Source organism: Streptomyces sp. TLI_55 (assembly GCF_900206255.1).
Classification (GTDB): Bacteria; Actinomycetota; Actinomycetes; order Streptomycetales; family Streptomycetaceae; genus Streptomyces; species Streptomyces aquilus.
The window spans coordinates 7,319,409-7,334,349 of the sequence record NZ_OAOJ01000001.1; the positions used below are offsets into that span (position 1 = coordinate 7,319,409).

The 14,941-nt window shown below is 70.1% G+C and carries 15 protein-coding genes; 9 read left to right on the forward strand and 6 right to left on the reverse strand.

Annotation, left to right across the window (positions count from 1 at the left end; genetic code table 11):
* Positions 1–398: 398 nt before the first annotated feature.
* Positions 399–1,097 (reverse strand): hypothetical protein, encoded by a 699-nt coding sequence (locus CRP56_RS33530; RefSeq protein WP_097270415.1) that lies wholly within the window; start codon positions 1,095–1,097, stop codon positions 399–401.
* 216 nt (positions 1,098–1,313) lie between these two features.
* On the opposite strand from CRP56_RS33530, the gene gcl reads away from it, so the two are divergent.
* Entirely contained in the window at positions 1,314–3,101 is a 1,788-nt protein-coding gene (gene gcl, locus CRP56_RS33535; protein WP_097270417.1) for a glyoxylate carboligase, read from the forward strand.
* A 260-nt stretch (positions 3,102–3,361) separates the two neighbouring features.
* Here the strand turns inward: gcl and CRP56_RS33540 are convergent, their stop codons facing one another.
* The 4 genes from CRP56_RS33540 to CRP56_RS33555 all read right to left on the reverse strand — a co-directional run bounded on the left by CRP56_RS33540 (position 3,362) and on the right by CRP56_RS33555 (position 7,308).
* The gene (locus tag CRP56_RS33540; protein WP_097270419.1) at positions 3,362–3,607 is read right to left on the reverse strand and encodes a hypothetical protein; all 246 of its coding nucleotides are present in this window, start codon (positions 3,605–3,607) and stop codon (positions 3,362–3,364) included.
* Positions 3,608–3,909: 302 nt separating this feature from the next.
* Entirely contained in the window at positions 3,910–5,367 is a 1,458-nt protein-coding gene (locus CRP56_RS33545; protein WP_097270421.1) for a catalase, read from the reverse strand.
* Positions 5,368–5,567: 200 nt separating this feature from the next.
* The gene (locus CRP56_RS33550; protein ID WP_097270423.1) at positions 5,568–6,458 is read right to left on the reverse strand and encodes a 2-hydroxy-3-oxopropionate reductase; all 891 of its coding nucleotides are present in this window, start codon (positions 6,456–6,458) and stop codon (positions 5,568–5,570) included.
* Positions 6,459–6,486: 28 nt separating this feature from the next.
* Positions 6,487–7,308, reverse strand: a complete 822-nt coding sequence (locus CRP56_RS33555; RefSeq protein WP_097270425.1) for a TIM barrel protein — start codon at positions 7,306–7,308, stop codon at positions 6,487–6,489.
* 138 nt (positions 7,309–7,446) lie between these two features.
* Here CRP56_RS33555 and CRP56_RS33560 point away from each other — a divergent pair, with 138 nt between their 5' ends.
* From CRP56_RS33560 to CRP56_RS33590, 7 genes are all read left to right on the forward strand, one after another.
* Positions 7,447–7,698, forward strand: coding sequence for a hypothetical protein (locus CRP56_RS33560; protein WP_097274700.1), 252 nt, complete (start codon positions 7,447–7,449; stop codon positions 7,696–7,698).
* Entirely contained in the window at positions 7,695–8,060 is a 366-nt protein-coding gene (locus CRP56_RS33565) for a helix-turn-helix domain-containing protein (RefSeq protein WP_079312274.1), read from the forward strand. Before CRP56_RS33560 ends, CRP56_RS33565 begins: the two co-directional genes overlap by 4 nt.
* 113 nt (positions 8,061–8,173) lie before the next feature.
* A complete protein-coding gene (uraD, locus tag CRP56_RS33570) occupies positions 8,174–8,683 on the forward strand; it encodes a 2-oxo-4-hydroxy-4-carboxy-5-ureidoimidazoline decarboxylase (RefSeq protein ID WP_097270428.1) in 510 nt (169 codons plus the stop codon).
* 6 nt (positions 8,684–8,689) lie between these two features.
* On the forward strand, positions 8,690–9,088 hold the full coding sequence (gene uraH / locus CRP56_RS33575) for a hydroxyisourate hydrolase (protein WP_097270430.1): 399 nt from the start codon (positions 8,690–8,692) through the stop codon (positions 9,086–9,088).
* Between the two features lie 7 nt (positions 9,089–9,095).
* Positions 9,096–10,019, forward strand: coding sequence for a factor-independent urate hydroxylase (pucL, locus tag CRP56_RS33580; RefSeq protein ID WP_097270432.1), 924 nt, complete (start codon positions 9,096–9,098; stop codon positions 10,017–10,019).
* A gap of 103 nt (positions 10,020–10,122) precedes the next feature.
* Positions 10,123–11,505, forward strand: a complete 1,383-nt coding sequence (locus tag CRP56_RS33585) for an 8-oxoguanine deaminase (protein ID WP_097270434.1) — start codon at positions 10,123–10,125, stop codon at positions 11,503–11,505.
* 231 nt (positions 11,506–11,736) lie between these two features.
* Positions 11,737–13,122: a nucleobase:cation symporter-2 family protein gene (locus CRP56_RS33590; protein WP_257041372.1), complete on the forward strand. Its 1,386-nt coding sequence runs from the start codon at positions 11,737–11,739 to the stop codon at positions 13,120–13,122.
* Between the two features lie 44 nt (positions 13,123–13,166).
* Here CRP56_RS33590 and CRP56_RS33595 read toward each other — a convergent pair whose 3' ends face one another.
* Entirely contained in the window at positions 13,167–13,961 is a 795-nt protein-coding gene (locus tag CRP56_RS33595; protein ID WP_257041374.1) for an AraC family transcriptional regulator, read from the reverse strand.
* A gap of 96 nt (positions 13,962–14,057) precedes the next feature.
* Here CRP56_RS33595 and CRP56_RS33600 point away from each other — a divergent pair, with 96 nt between their 5' ends.
* Positions 14,058–14,915: an SDR family oxidoreductase gene (locus CRP56_RS33600; protein ID WP_097270436.1), complete on the forward strand. Its 858-nt coding sequence runs from the start codon at positions 14,058–14,060 to the stop codon at positions 14,913–14,915.
* Positions 14,916–14,941 lie beyond the last annotated feature (26 nt).

Sequence of the window (14,941 nt, forward strand, 5' to 3'; positions counted from 1 at the left end):
CCCTGGGCGCGAGCCGCGCCGTGCCTCGGTGAGCCCTGGGCGCGAGCCGCGCCGTGCCTCGGTGGGCCTGAGTGTCGGCCGCCCCGCACCTCGGTGGGCCCTGGGTGTCGGCCGCCCGTGCCTGGCTGGGCCCCGCCCGTCAGTCGCCCCGCGTCTGCTTGCGCCCCGCGCTCCATCCGCCCGCGCCTGGGTCACCTTCACGCCCCGACCCATCGACCGCGTGCCTCACCACACTTCACCCCACCGCCATCGCCTCGGCTCATAGACCGTGTGCCTCACCACACTTCACCTCGCCCCATCGCCACTGGCCATCGACCGCGTGCTTGCCGCACCCCACCCCACCGCCCCGGCCCATAGACCGCGCGCCCCACCTCACGCCCCGCACCCGGCGACCCCGCTCAACCGCCGGAGGCCTCCGCTCCGGTTGCGTCCAGTTCGTCCGCCCTGCTGTTCACAGGCTGGGGCGTGCCCGTGAGGTCGAGGACGAACAGGGGGACGGCCAGGGAGTCGGCGACCGTGCGGGCGTCCGTGGCGTAGCCGGCCAGGGAGAAGTAGACGCAGTCCGCGGACTCCGTCATCGCGGTCAGCCACAGGCATTCGACGTCGCGCAGGGAGGCCGGGCGGACCGTGGGGTCGACCTGGGCCAGGAGGCCGCGGGCGGCGAGGCCGATACCGTTCGGGGGGCGTTGGTCGGCGCGGCGGATGTCCGCGTAGCCGAGCCAGCGCAGATACAGGGCCGCGGCCGTCACCGCGTCGCGTGCCGTGCGGATCGTCACCGGCTGGAACGCGCGCCGCCGGGACTGCTCGACGCGCCGGGCCGTCGGGATGCCGACCGCCTCCGCCGCGACCGGAACCCGCAGCACCGTCCCGCACGCGCAGCCCACCTCGGGGTGCGGCCACTCGCCGGTGCGCCCGCAGCGCGCGCACAGCACCGTCACCCAGTCGTCCTCCCAGGACCGGTGCGTCACCGCCGTGGCCCGCGCGCGCCGGTCCAGCGGCGGTGTCACCGGCGCCCCGCAGGCGCACGGATAGGACGGTGCCGCATAGAAGTGCTCGCGCCGGCAGACCGGGCAGCGCACCGACACGTTCTCGGACATGGCCACTCCAGAACGACCCCACGTCGGGACAGCGCCCCCATCGTCCTCCTGCCGACCCCCGCTTGTCCGTCTCTTGACGGCCTTCACCCCTCCACTTACATTGATTCCAGATCGTAGAAGTTAGTTTCCGCAATACGGAATTAGCCGCAGAACGGAAGTACTCACCGCGGGGCGCGACGGGAGTGCGAATCCGGCAGCCGAAGCAGGGAGTACTCGATGGCACGTATGACCGCTGCCCGCGCGGCAGTTGAGATCCTCAAGCGCGAGGGCGTCACCAACGCGTTCGGGGTGCCCGGCGCGGCGATCAACCCCTTCTACCGCGCCCTCAAGGAGGGCGGCGGCATCGACCACACGCTCGCCCGGCACGTCGAGGGCGCCTCCCACATGGCCGAGGGCTACACCCGCGCCAACCCGGGCAACATCGGCGTCTGCATCGGCACCTCGGGCCCGGCCGGCACCGACATGATCACCGGCCTGTACTCGGCGATCGGCGACTCGATCCCGATCCTGTGCATCACCGGCCAGGCGCCGGTCAGCGTCATCCACAAAGAGGACTTCCAGGCCGTCGACATCGCCTCGATCGCCAAGCCCGTCACCAAGGCGGCCACCACCGTCCTGGAAGCCGCCCAGGTCCCCGGCGTCTTCCAGCAGGCCTTCCACCTGATGCGCTCCGGCCGCCCCGGCCCGGTCCTCATCGACCTGCCCATCGACGTCCAGCTCACCGAGATCGAGTTCGACCCCGAGACCTACGAACCGCTCCCGGTCTACAAGCCGGCCGCGACCCGCGCCCAGATCGAGAAGGCGATCGAGTTCCTGCTCGCCGCCGAGCGCCCGCTGATCGTCGCGGGCGGCGGCATCATCAACGCCGACGCCTCCGACCTCCTCGTGGAGTTCGCCGAGCTCACCGGCACCCCGGTGATCCCGACCCTGATGGGCTGGGGCACCATCCCCGACGACCACGAGCTGAACGCCGGCATGGTCGGCCTCCAGACCTCGCACCGCTACGGCAACGCGACGTTCCTGGAGTCCGACTTCGTCCTCGGCATCGGCAACCGCTGGGCCAACCGCCACACCGGCTACAAGCTCGACGTCTACCGCCGGGGCCGCAAGTTCGTCCACGTCGACATCGAGCCCACCCAGATCGGCAAGATCTTCCCGCCGGACTACGGCATCACCTCCGACGCCAAGGCCGCCCTGGAGCTCTTCGTCGAGGTGGCGAAGGAACTGAAGGCCGCGGGCCGGCTGCCCGACCGCTCCGCGTGGATCGCCTCCCACCTGGAGCGCAAGGCCACACTGCTGCGCCGTACGCACTTCGACAACGTGCCCCTGAAGCCGCAGCGCGTCTACGAGGAGATGAACAAGGCCTTCGGCCCCGAGACGCGGTACGTCACCACGATCGGCCTGTCGCAGATCGCGGGCGCCCAGATGCTGCACGTCTACAAGCCGCGGCACTGGATCAACTGCGGCCAGGCCGGCCCCCTCGGCTGGACCATCCCGGCCGCGCTCGGCGTCGCCAAGGCCGACCCGGAGGCCCAGGTCGTCGCGCTCTCCGGCGACTACGACTTCCAGTTCATGCTGGAGGAGCTGGCCGTCGGCGCGCAGCACAAGATCCCGTACGTCCATGTCCTCGTCAACAACGCCTACCTGGGCCTGATCCGACAGGCGCAGATCGGTCTCGACATCAACTTCCAGGTCAACCTGGAGTTCGAGAACATCAACTCCCCGGAGCTGGGCGTCTACGGCGTCGACCACATCAAGGTCGTCGAGGGCCTCGGCTGCAAGGCCATCCGCGTCACCGAGCCCGACCAGCTGCTGCCGGCCTTCGAGGAAGCCAAGAAGCTGGCGGCCGAGTACCGGGTGCCGGTCGTGGTCGAGGCGATCCTGGAGCGGGTCACCAACATCGCGATGAGCAAGACGGCCGACATCAGCGACGTCACCGAGTTCGAGGAGCTCGCGACGGAGCCGGGGCACGCCCCGACGGCGATCAGGTCGCTGAAGGTCTGACGTACCGCAGCGCGCCACAGGGGCGGTCCATCCGGGGGGATGGGCCGCCCCTTCGGCATGCCCCGTCCCCCCGGGTGTCCGTCCCCCGTTCCCCCGTTTCCCCCGTTCCCCCGTTACGCGGTGCCCGCCGCCCCCGTGCCGGCGGGCACCGCGTGACGACAATGTGCCCAGCCCCGGAGGCGGTTGAAGCCTCCGGGGGCGGGTTCAGAGGTTGATTTGAGGGTTCCGTAGCCCGCGTACGCACACTGCTGTACGGGGGCTCAGTGCTCGTGTTGCTCGTGGTGCTCGGACAGGCCCGGCCAGTCGTCCGGGCCGCCGCCCTGCCATTCCACGATGTCCTCGTCCTCCACCTCGATCCGGTCGAGATCGGCGAGGCGCAGCAGCTCCACGACGTCGTCCAGGTGGGAGGCGACGCCGAGGTTGTGATCGTCCGCGGTGACCCGCCGGGAGCCGTCCAGGCCCGGCGAGTGCACCACGACATGCGGGTGGTGCGATGCGTGTGCCATGCCTTCAGCGTCCTGCGCGGCGGCCTTCCGCGCACCCCGGGCACAGTGAAGAGCACCGGATACGGGTCCGTCCGTATCCGGTGCTCTTCGTCTCTTGCCATCTTGCTGGGACCGCGGCGGCGGCGACGGAGCCCGAGAAGCCCTTCCCTCAGGTCGAGAAGAGGATCTCCGGTCCTTCACCACCGCACTGGCTCGCACGCCGCCGCGGTCCATCACCCTGCCCGTGCCCCGTACCGAGGGACCACCCCTCATCCGGGTCGCTCAGCGTCCGGGCGCGAACAGGGAGCTCATGTCCCGGCGGGTCAGTCCTCGCGCAGGGCGCGGACCGCCTCCTCCACGCGCTTGCCGTACTCCGGGTCGGCGGCGTGGAAGTGGGCCAGGTTCTTCTCGATCACGTCGTCGCGGGAGACCTGGGACAGGCCGCCGGCGATGTTCGCGACCAGACGCGACTTCTCGTCCTCGGACATCAGCCGGTACAACTCGCCGGCCTGGAAAAAGTCGTCGTCCTTGGTGTGCTGCGGGGCCTCGTGGGTGCCGGTCCAGCCGCTCACCGCCAGCGGGGCGGAGAGCGGGCGGCCGGTCTCGGCCGGGCCGTCGTAGGAGTTCGGCTCGTAGTTCTTCGCCGCGCGGCCCTGGGAGTTGGTGGCCATGAGGCCGTCCCGCCCGTAGTTGCTGACGACGGTCGCCTTCGGGGCGTTCACCGCGAGCTGGGTGTGGTTGACGCCCAGCCGGTAGCGGTGCGCGTCCGCGTAGGCGAACAGCCGGCCCTGGAGCATCTTGTCCGGCGACGGGCCGATGCCCGGCACGAAGTTGTTCGGGGAGAACGCGGCCTGCTCGACCTCGGCGAAGACGTTGTCCGGGTTGCGGTCGAGGACCAGGCGGCCCACGCGTTGGAGCGGGTAGTCCTTGTGCGGCCACACCTTGGTGAGGTCGAACGGGTTGAAGCGGTAGTCCGCCGCCTCGGCCGCCGGCATGAGCTGGACGTAGAGGGTCCAGGACGGGTTCACGCCGCGCTCGATGGCCTGGAGCAGGTCCGTCTGGTGCGAGTTGGGGTCCTTGCCCGCGAGCTCGGCGGCCTGCTCGGAGGAGAGCGAGCGGACGCCCTGGTTGGTCTTGAAGTGGTACTTGACGAAGAAGGCCTCGCCGTCGGCGTTCGTCCACTGGTAGGTGTGCGAGCCGTAGCCGTTCATGTGGCGGTACGACGCCGGGATGCCGCGGTCGCCCATCAGCCAGGTGACCTGGTGCGTGGCCTCGGGGGCGTGTGCCCAGAAGTCCCAGACGTTGTCCGGCTCCTGACGGCCCGTGAACGGGTCGCGCTTCTGCGAGTGGATGAAGTCGGGGAACTTGACCGGGTCCTTGATGAAGAACACCGGGGTGTTGTTGCCGACGAGGTCGTAATTGCCCTCTTCGGTATAGAACTTGACCGCGAATCCGCGGGGGTCGCGGACCGCGTCCGCACCGCCCAGCGAGTCGGCCACCGTGGAGAAGCGCAGGAAGACCTCGGTGCGCTTGCCGACGCTGCTGAGGAAGTCGGCGTGCGTGAAGCCGGTGACGTCGTCGGTCACCTCGAAGTAGCCGTACGCGCCGCTGCCACGGGCGTGCACCACGCGCTCCGGGATGCGCTCGCGGTTGAAGCGGGCGAGCTTCTCCAGCAGGTGCTGGTCCTGGAGGAGGAGCGGACCGCCGACACCGGCGGAGGCGGAATTCTGGTTGTCGGCGACCGGGGCGCCGGACTCGGTCGTCAGCACGCGCTTCGACATCGGGGACCTTCCGTACGAGAGTCAGCGGAGGCTTCGGAAAAGGACTTCCGCTTCGTGGAGCCTAGGTTTGGGGCGATCTGAACGTCAACAGTTTGTTGAAGGCGATCAACGCGGCGTTGATTCCGGGCGGCGCCGCCGCTTGGGCGCGACAGGACAGGTGTCAGCAGCGTGCGCCGCCCGGGGTCTGGGTGTGCCGTGCGTCAGATCTGGGCGCCGGACAGGCGCTCGACCGCGCGCAGCAGCGCGGAGTGGTCCAGGCCCCCGTCGCCCTGGGCGCGCAGCGACGCGACCAGCTGGGCGACCACGGCGCCGACGGGCAGGGCCGCGCCGACGTTGCGGGCGGCGTCGGTGACGATGCCCATGTCCTTGTGGTGGAGGTCGATGCGGAAGCCCGGCTTGAAGTCGCGCTGGAGGAAGTTGTCCTTCTTGCGCGTCAGCACGGTCGAGCCCGCGAGGCCGCCGTTGAGGACGTCGAGCGCGGCCCTGAGGTCCACGCCGGACTTCTCCAGGAAGACCACGGCCTCGGCGCACGCCTGGATGTTCACGGCGACGATCAGCTGGTTGGCGGCCTTCACGGTCTGCCCCGAGCCGTGCGGACCGCACAGCACGATGGTCTTGCCGAGCGCCTCCAGGATCGGCTTGGCGGCGTCGAAGTCGGCCTGCTCGCCGCCGACCATGATCGACAGCACGGCCTCGATAGCACCGGCCTCGCCGCCGGACACCGGGGCGTCCAGGACGCGGATGCCCTTGTCCTTGGCGGCCTTCGCGAGGTCCACCGAGGTCTGCGGGGTGATCGAGGACATGTCGATCAGCAGGGCGTCGGGCCGCGCGTTCTCCAGGATGCCGTCGGGGCCGTACGAGATGGCCTCGACCTGCGGGGAGGCCGGGACCATGGTGATGACGACATCGGCGTCCTTCACGGCCTCGGCGATCGAGGCGGCGGCCTTTCCGCCGGCGGCGGCCAGGCGGTCCAGCTTGTCCTGCTCCAGCGTGAAGCCGGTGACGTCGTAACCCGCCTTGATCAGGTTCTCGGACATGGGGGAGCCCATGATGCCGAGGCCTATCCACGCGATCTTGGGGAGGTTGCTCATGATGGGGGTGCCTTTCACGTAAAGGGGGTCAGCGGGACAGCCAGTCGAAGGCCTCGGCGCTCGGGCGGTCGCCCGGCTTGTACTCGAGGCCGACCCAGCCGTCGTAACCCGCCTTCCTCAGCTGGTCGAGGAGGTCTTCGAGGGGCAGCGAACCGGTCCCCGGAGCGCCACGGCCCGGGTTGTCGGCGATCTGCACATGGCCGGTCTTCGCGGCGTACTCCTCGATCACCGCCGGCAGGTCCTCGCCGTTCATGGACAGGTGGTAGAGGTCCATGAGGAACTTGGCGTTGCCGAGGCCCGTCGCGTCGTTGACCTTGTCGACGATCCCGGTCCCGGCGGGCGCGGACACCAGCGGGTACCGCGGCGACTCGGGCTTGTTCAGCGTCTCGATCAGCAGGATCGCGCCGATCCGGTCGGCCGCGCGGGCCGCGAGGACCAGGTTCTCCAGCGCGAGCGCGTCCTGCTCGGCCGGGTCGACGCCGTCGACGCGGTTGCCGTACAGGGCGTTGAGCGCCTTGCAGCCCAGGGACTGGGCGAAGTCCGCGGCCACCTCGATGTTGGCGCGGAACTTCTCCGACTCCGCGCCCGGGATCGACAGGGCGCCGCGGTCCGGGCCGGGCAGCTGGCCGGCGTAGAAGTTCAGGCCCGTGAGCTGGACGCCCGCGTCCTCGATCGCCTGCTTCAGGGCGTCGAGCTCGGACTGCTCGGGGGTGGGGGAGTCGACCCAGGGCCACCACAGCTCGACCGCGGTGAAGCCCGCCGCGGCGGCGGCCGCGGGGCGCTCCAGGAGCGGGAGTTCCGTGAAGAGGATCGACAGGTTGACGTTGAAGCGCTGCTCTGCGAATCCCATGGGCCGCCGCGCTCCCTTCCGTGTCGAGTGATTCCGTATTGCGGAAGTTGGTTTCTGCTTAATGGAAGATTGCCGTCGGGTCTCGTCGCTTGTCAAGAGGGCTCGGCGGAAGTCGGCGCCGCGCGTTAGGTTGTGCGCGTGCGATTGAGAGTGGAGTTCACGACCGAGCCCTTCGACCTGGACGAGGCGCCCGCGCACGCGGTCGCGGCCCGTGAGGTGGTCGAGGCGGCCGAGCTGGACGCGGTCGACGTCGGCCCGTTCGGGAACACCGCGGAAGGCGGCGCCGAGGCCGTGCTCTCCGCTGTCGACGCGCTGCTGCGCCAGAGCCTGGCGGCCGGTGCCACCCGTATCTCGCTTCAGGTCAACGTGATCGGGGAGGGCGAGAAGTGACCGGCACCGCGGACGAACCCTTCATCACGGCCGTGAAGCCGCTGGTCGACGCCATGGGCGGGGAGATGGTCCCGCCGGACGAGGCCGGCCCCGACGACGTCGTGCTGGCCTGGGAGGGCGCCGACGTGGTCGCCGTACGCCTGCCGCAGCTCGCGGACTCCCTCGATCACATCCTGGCCGCCATGGAGCGCAAGCAGGGCAAGCCGCTGGCCGACCTGGACCGCAAGGCCAAGCAGGAGGTCGTGCGCATACTGGAGGCGCGTGGCGCCTTCTCCGTACGACACGGCGTGGAGACCGTGGCGAGCGCCCTCGGCGTCAGCCGGTTCACGGTCTACAACTACCTGAACCGCGACAAGGGCTGATCCTCCGAGGGGTCGCTGATGTAACCCCGAATTTTCAACAAAGTGTTGACGTGGTGTTTCGAAGGGCGTTAGCTAGCGGCAGCCCGTTCAGCAACACGGCCACGGAGGCTCCCGTGACTTCGACTTCCACGCCGCCGGGCCTGACCCGGTTCAACGCCCTGGAGGAGCACGCGGCCTTCGCCGCCCTCCACGAGGCGTGTGCCTCCACGGCATGGGCGCGGCGCCTGCTCGCCGCCCGCCCCTACACCACCAGCGACGAGCTCTACGCCGCCAGCGACGCCGCGATGGCCGAGCTGACCGCCGACGACCTCGCCGAGGCGATGGCCGGACACCCGCCCATCGGCCGCCCCAAGGAGGGCGACCCGACCTCCGCCCGTGAACAGCGCGGCATGGCCGGCGCGACGGCGGAGCTCAAGGCGGAGATGCTGGAGCTGAACCTCGCCTACCAGGAGAAGTTCGGTCATGTCTTCCTGATCTGCGCCACCGGCCGGACCGGCGAGCAGATGCGGGACGCGGTCAAGGAGCGGATCGGGAACGCGCCGGAGCAGGAGCGGGAGATCGTCCGCACCGAACTGGGCAAGATCAACCGCATCCGGCTCGCCCGACTCGTCGAAGAGGACTGACGCAGCATGAGCACCAGCACCACCGCCTCGGTGTCCACCCACATCCTGGACACCAGCATCGGCCGCCCCGCCGAGGCAGTCGCCGTCCAGCTCTCCGCCCGCCAGGGCGCGGAAGCGGACTGGCAGGCGCTCGGCGGCAGCGCGACCGACGCGGACGGGCGGTGCAAGGACCTGCCGGCCCTGCCGGAGGGCACCACACACGTACGGCTCGACTTCGCGGTGGAGCCGTACTTCGAGAAGAAGCAAGCCGATGCGCAGCAGGACGCCCCCGCGAATCGGGACAGCGGTGCAGGGGCAGTGTTCTTCCCGGAGGTGGCGATCACGTTCGCCGTCGAGCCCGGGGAGCACTACCACGTACCGCTGCTGCTCAACCCGTTCGGCTACTCCGTTTACCGAGGGAGCTAGCAGACACATGCCCACGATCCTGGGACAGAACCAGTACGGCAAGGCCGAGAACCGAGTCGTAAAGATCACGCGGGACGGCGCCACCCACCACATCAAGGACCTGAACGTGTCCGTCGCGCTGAGCGGCGACATGGACGAGGTCCACTACTCCGGCTCCAACGCCAACGTGCTGCCGACCGACACCACCAAGAACACGGTGTACGCGTTCGCCAAGGAGCACGGCATCGAGTCGGCCGAGCAGTTCGGCATCCACCTGGCGCGGCACTTCGTGACCTCGCAGCAGCCGATCAGGGTGGCCCGGATCCGGATCGAGGAGTACGCGTGGGAGCGCATCGAAGCCTCCGACGCCAACTCGCAGTTCATCGGAGCGGACGAGGTCAAGCACTCGTTCGTGCGCAAGGGCCAGGAGACCCGGGTCACGCAGATCACCTATGACGGCTCGTCGTGGGAGGTCATCTCGGGTCTGAAGGACCTCGTCGTGATGAACTCGACCAACTCCGAGTTCTGGGGCTACGTCAAGGACAAGTACACGACGCTCCCGGAGGCGTACGACCGCATCCTGGCCACCCAGGTGTCCGGCCGCTGGCGGTTCAACTGGACCGACGACGAGCAGCGGATGCCCAACTGGGAGAAGTCCTACGAGCAGACCAAGAAGCACATGCTCCAGGCCTTCGCCGAGACCTACTCGCTCTCGCTCCAGCAGACCCTGTACCAGATGGGTTCGCGGATCATCAACAACCGCGGCGAGATCGACGAGGTCCGCTTCTCCCTCCCGAACAAGCACCACTTCCTGGTGGACCTGGAGCCGTTCGGGCTCAAGAACGACAACGAGGTGTACTTCGCCGCGGACCGGCCCTACGGCCTGATCGAGGCGACCATCCTGCGGGACGGCTGCGAGCCGAAGATTCCGGTGGACCTCACCAACCTCTGATCAACTCCATTTGCGGCACCCGCGGCCCGCCTGTGCGGGCCGCGGCACTCAAATCTCCCGGGTCCTGCCGTGCCCTCTCCACCGAAGCGCAAAGGACGAAACCATGGCAGCAGCAGCCCAGCGCATCGTCATCGAGAACTGTTCGATCGCGACCGTCGACGCCGACGACACCGAGTACGCGAGCGGGTACGTCGTCATCGCCGGCAACCGCATCGAGGCGCTCGGAGCGGGCAAGGCCCCCGAGGGCCTGGAGAACGTCGTACGCCGCATCGACGCCACCGGCCATCTCGTGACCCCCGGTCTGGTCAACACCCACCACCACTTCTACCAGTGGATCACCCGGGGCCTGGCCACCGACCACAACCTCTTCAACTGGCTCGTCGCGCTGTACCCGACCTGGGCGCGCATCGACGAGTCGATGACCTACTCGGCCGCGCAGGGCTCACTGGCCATGATGGCCCGCGGCGGTGTCACCACCGCCATGGACCACCACTACGTCTTCCCGCGGAACTCCGGCGACCTGTCCGGCTCGATCATCCGCGCCGCCCGCGAGATGGGCGTCCGCTTCACCCTCGCCCGCGGCTCCATGGACCGCAGCGAGAAGGACGGCGGCCTGCCCCCGGACTTCGCCGTCGAGACCCTCGAAGGCGCCCTCGCCGCGACCGAGGCCACCGTCAAGGAACACCACGACGCCTCCTTCGACGCGATGACCCAGGTCGCCGTCGCGCCCTGCTCGCCCTTCTCCGTCTCCACCGAACTCCTGCGGGAGGGCGCCGAGTTGGCCCGCCGTCTCGGGGTGCGCCTGCACACCCACGGCTCGGAGACCGTCGAGGAGGAGCAGTTCTGCAAGGAACTGTTCGGGATGGGCCCGACCGACTACTTCGAGTCCACCGGCTGGCTCGGCGAGGACGTGTGGATGGCGCACTGCGTCCACATGAACGACTCCGACATCGCCGCCTTCGCCCGTACGAAGACCGGTGTCGCCCACTGCCCGTCCTCCAACGCCCGCCTCGCCGCCGGCATCGCCCGCGTCCCCGACATGCTCGCCGCCGGCGTCCCGGTCGGCCTCGGCGTCGACGGCACCGCCTCCAACGAGTCCGGCGAACTGCACACCGAGCTGCGCAACGCCCTCCTCATCAACCGCCTCGGCGCCCACCGGGAAGCCGCCCTCAACGCCCGCCAGGCGCTGCGCCTCGGCACGTACGGCGGCGCCCAAGTCCTGGGCCGCGCCGCCGAGATCGGCTCCCTGGAGGCCGGCAAGCTCGCCGACCTGGTGCTGTGGAAGCTGGACACGCTCGCCCACGCCTCCATCGCCGACCCGGTCACCGCACTGGTCTTCGGCGCGGCGGCCCCGGTCACGGCCTCCTTCGTGAACGGCCGTCAGATCGTCGAGGACAACCGCCTGTTGCACGTCGACGAGGACGCGATCGCACGCTCCACGCGGGAGCAGGCGCAGCGGCTGGCGCGGATCGCCCCGCAGAGCTGACCGGTTGACGATCTGAAGATCTCCGGTCGAGGGGGACGGCCCTCGACCGGTAGCCGTGAACCCGAGCGGGGTTCATGGCGGCCGTCTCCGGGGCGCATGCCACACGTGTGCGCCCCGGAACGGTCACCGTGCATGCCCCCATGCATCCGTCCTCCGGTCCCGCACGACCGCGCACCACCTCCAAGAAACCCACGTCAGAGCCGACGTGTTAGCTGACCCGGAGGAACCGCCGTGACCGCCCAACGAGCCGACGAGATCCACCCCGTCGACGAAAAACTCCCCGCGCTGAAGATGGCCACCACGGGCCTGCAACACGTGGCCGCCATGTACGCGGGAGTCGTGGCCCCGCCCCTGATAGTCGGGGCGGCCGTCGGCCTCTCCGGCACCGAACTCACCTTCCTGACCGGCGCCTGCCTCTTCACCGCGGGCCTCGCCACCTTCCTCCAGACGCTCGGCGTCTGGAAGATCGGCGCCCGGCTGCCCTTCGTCAACGGCGTCACCTTCGCGGGCGTGGCCCCGATGACGGCGATCGTCGCCTCCACCGACGACAAGTCCGACGCGCTGCCGATCATCTTCGGCGCTGTCATCGTCGCCGGTCTGCTCGGCTTCCTCGCCGCCCCCTTCTTCAGCAAGGCGGTCCGCTTCTTCCCGCCGGTCGTCACCGGCACGGTGATCACGCTCATCGGCGTCTCCCTGCTGCCGGTCGCCTTCGGCTGGGCGCAGGGGCCCAACCCGGCGGCGGACGACTACGGTTCGACGACCTATCTGGGCCTCGCCGCCACGACACTCGTGATCGTGCTGCTGCTGCGCCGGTTCACCCGCGGCTTCGTCAAGCAGATCGCCGTGCTGCTCGGCCTGGTCATCGGCACGCTCGTCGCGATCCCCTTCGGCGTCACCGACTTCGGGCCGGTCGCGGACGCGGACGTGGTCGGCTTCCCGGCGCCGTTCCACTTCGGCGCCCCGCAGTTCCAGGTCGCCGCGATCGTGTCGATGATCGTCGTGATGGTGGTCTCCATGACCGAATCGACCGCGGACATGCTGGCGTTGGGCGAGATCGTGGACCGCCCGGCCGACGAGCGGACCATCGCGGCGGGCCTGCGCGCCGACACCCTCGGCTCCGCGCTCAGCCCCCTCTTCAACGGCTTCATGTGCAGCGCTTTCGCCCAGAACATCGGCCTGGTCGCGATGACGAGGATCCGCAGCCGGTACGTCGTCGCCACCGGCGGCGCCTTCCTGGTCCTGATGGGCCTGTGCCCGATGGCCGCCTCGCTCATCGCCGTCGTACCGCGCCCGGTGCTCGGCGGCGCCGGCGTGGTCCTCTTCGGGTCGGTCGCGGCGAGCGGCATCCAGACCCTGGTGCGGGCCGGCCTCGACAAGGACAACAACGTACTGATCGTCGCCGTCTCACTGGCCGTGGGGATCATCCCCATCACGGCGCCGGAGTTCTACCACGCGTTCCCCGAGACGGCGAAGATCGTGCTCGACTCGGGGATCTCGACGGGCTGCGTGGCGGCCGTGGCGCTCAACCTGGTCTTCAACCACCTGGGCAGGCAGCACGACGCGCAGGACGTGACCCATCCGATGGAGGCGGGCGAGGAGATCGTCGCGGCGCACTGACGGAGGGGGTGGCTGTTGCCGGCCGCCCCCCACCTGCACCGAGTTCAGAGCCGGTCGAAGGCCTGACAGGGGCGGGCCTCGGGGAGGCGGCCGGTGAAGAAGGAGCGCGGTGGGACGCCCATCAGGGTGCGGAAGTCGGACGTCATGTGCGCCTGGTCGTAGTACCCGGTGGTGGCGGCGAGATCGGCCCACTTGGCGGTCGGCGCCTGCGCCAGCACCGCGCGGACGCGGTCGATGCGCGCGTAGTGCTTGGGGGAGAGGCCGACGCCCTCCGCGAAGAGGTTCCGCAACTGCCGCTCGCTGACGGCGAGTTCCCGCGCCACGTCCTTCACCTGCGCCGGTGGCCGGTCACCGCGCATCGACAGGGCGTCGACGGCCGCCCGCAGCAGCCTGCCCCGGGAGTCCGGGAGCGGGAGCCGGCCGAGGAGGTGAGTGAGCCGGTCGATCAGCTCTTCAGCCCCCAAGTCAGCGGCTTCGTCGGCGAGTTGCCGTGCCGTACGCGCGGGCAGCTCCCCCAGGGGGACCGCCCGGCCGACGAGGTCGGCCGCCGCCACCCCGAGCAGCGGACGTGCCGTCCCCGGCGCCAGATGCAGCTGCACACAGGACGCGAGGCGCTCGGTCCCGGCCCGGTGGTACGAGGCGCGGGTCCGTGGGCCGATGACCAGGGCGTCACGCCGGCCGTCCTCGTGGACGCGCAGCACCAGCTTCGTCGCGGTGTCCGGGGCGTGCGCGACCGACTCGCCGCCGGTCACGGCGGCGATATCGCTGACCCAGGGCCGCAGCACGTCGGGAAGGGACTGGGCGGCTTCTGCGCGTTCCGCGGGGGCGATGGTCGTCACTTCTCCACGGTAAGCGGGCGACGCGACGGAGGGGGCAGGCCAACCGTGCCGGAATTTCCAAGAGTTGCCGCCGGGGCGTCCGCCAGCGTTGAGGCCATGATCCTAGTGACGGGTGCGACCGGCACCATCGGCAGTGAAGTCGTACGACAGCTCGTGGCACGCGGCGAGAAGGTGCGCGCCCTGACCCGTGACCCCCAGCGGGCGGTGGTGCCCGAGGGCGTGGAGGTGGTGCGTGGCGATTTCCTCGACCAGGCGTCCCTGGAGGCGGCGTTGGCGGGCGTCGACGCCGCGTTCCTGGTGGGGGTGCTCGGGCCGGAGGACGGCGGGCGGGACGTGCGGCTCATCGAGCTGACGCGGGCGGCGGGGGTGCGGCGGATCGTGAAGCTCTCCTCCATCGGCACCGGCGAGCCCGAGTTCGGCGAGTTCGGCAGGTGGCACCTGCCCGGCGAACAGGCCCTGCGGTCCTCGTCCGACGTGGAGTGGACGATCCTCCGGCCTTCGTCCTTCGCCTCGAACACCCTGGGCTGGGCGCAGGCCCTGGCGGCGGGCCAACCCGTGCCGAATATGACGGGGGAGGGGCGGCAGGGCGTCGTCGACCCGCGTGACGTGGCCGAGGTGGCGGTGGCGGCCCTGACCGACGCGCGGCACGCGGGACGGACGTACACCTTGACCGGCCCCGAGGCGATCAGCGTCGACGACCAGGCCGCGGTGCTCGCCGCGGTGCTCGGCCGCCCGGTGGAGACGGTCACCCCGTCGCGGGAACAGCTGCGGGAGCAGCTGTCGGCGTCCGGACTGAGCGACCAGGCGGTGGAAGGGGTCCTCGGCGGCCTGGAGTTCGCCCGCACGGGCGGCAACACGACCGTCACGGACGACGTTCGAGAGGCACTGGGACGACCGGCGCGGTCGTATCGGGAGTGGGCCGAAGATCACATGCAGGTGTTCGCCGGGGCGTGACGCGCGATGGCGCGGCGGCGGGCACC

Bases quoted from the DNA above. Each gene is read 5' to 3' on its own strand.
- CRP56_RS33550 (WP_097270423.1), bottom strand. From the start codon at position 6,458: ATGAGCAACCTCCCCAAGATCGCGTGGATAGGCCTCGGCATCATGGGC.
- gcl (WP_097270417.1), top strand. From the start codon at position 1,314: ATGGCACGTATGACCGCTGCCCGCGCGGCAGTTGAGATCCTCAAGCGC.
- pucL (WP_097270432.1), top strand. From the start codon at position 9,096: ATGCCCACGATCCTGGGACAGAACCAGTACGGCAAGGCCGAGAACCGA.
- uraH (WP_097270430.1), top strand. From the start codon at position 8,690: ATGAGCACCAGCACCACCGCCTCGGTGTCCACCCACATCCTGGACACC.
- CRP56_RS33545 (WP_097270421.1), bottom strand. From the start codon at position 5,367: ATGTCGAAGCGCGTGCTGACGACCGAGTCCGGCGCCCCGGTCGCCGAC.
- CRP56_RS33555 (WP_097270425.1), bottom strand. From the start codon at position 7,308: ATGGGATTCGCAGAGCAGCGCTTCAACGTCAACCTGTCGATCCTCTTC.
- CRP56_RS33600 (WP_097270436.1), top strand. From the start codon at position 14,058: ATGATCCTAGTGACGGGTGCGACCGGCACCATCGGCAGTGAAGTCGTA.
- CRP56_RS33540 (WP_097270419.1), bottom strand. From the start codon at position 3,607: ATGGCACACGCATCGCACCACCCGCATGTCGTGGTGCACTCGCCGGGC.
- CRP56_RS33585 (WP_097270434.1), top strand. From the start codon at position 10,123: ATGGCAGCAGCAGCCCAGCGCATCGTCATCGAGAACTGTTCGATCGCG.
- CRP56_RS33530 (WP_097270415.1), bottom strand. From the start codon at position 1,097: ATGTCCGAGAACGTGTCGGTGCGCTGCCCGGTCTGCCGGCGCGAGCAC.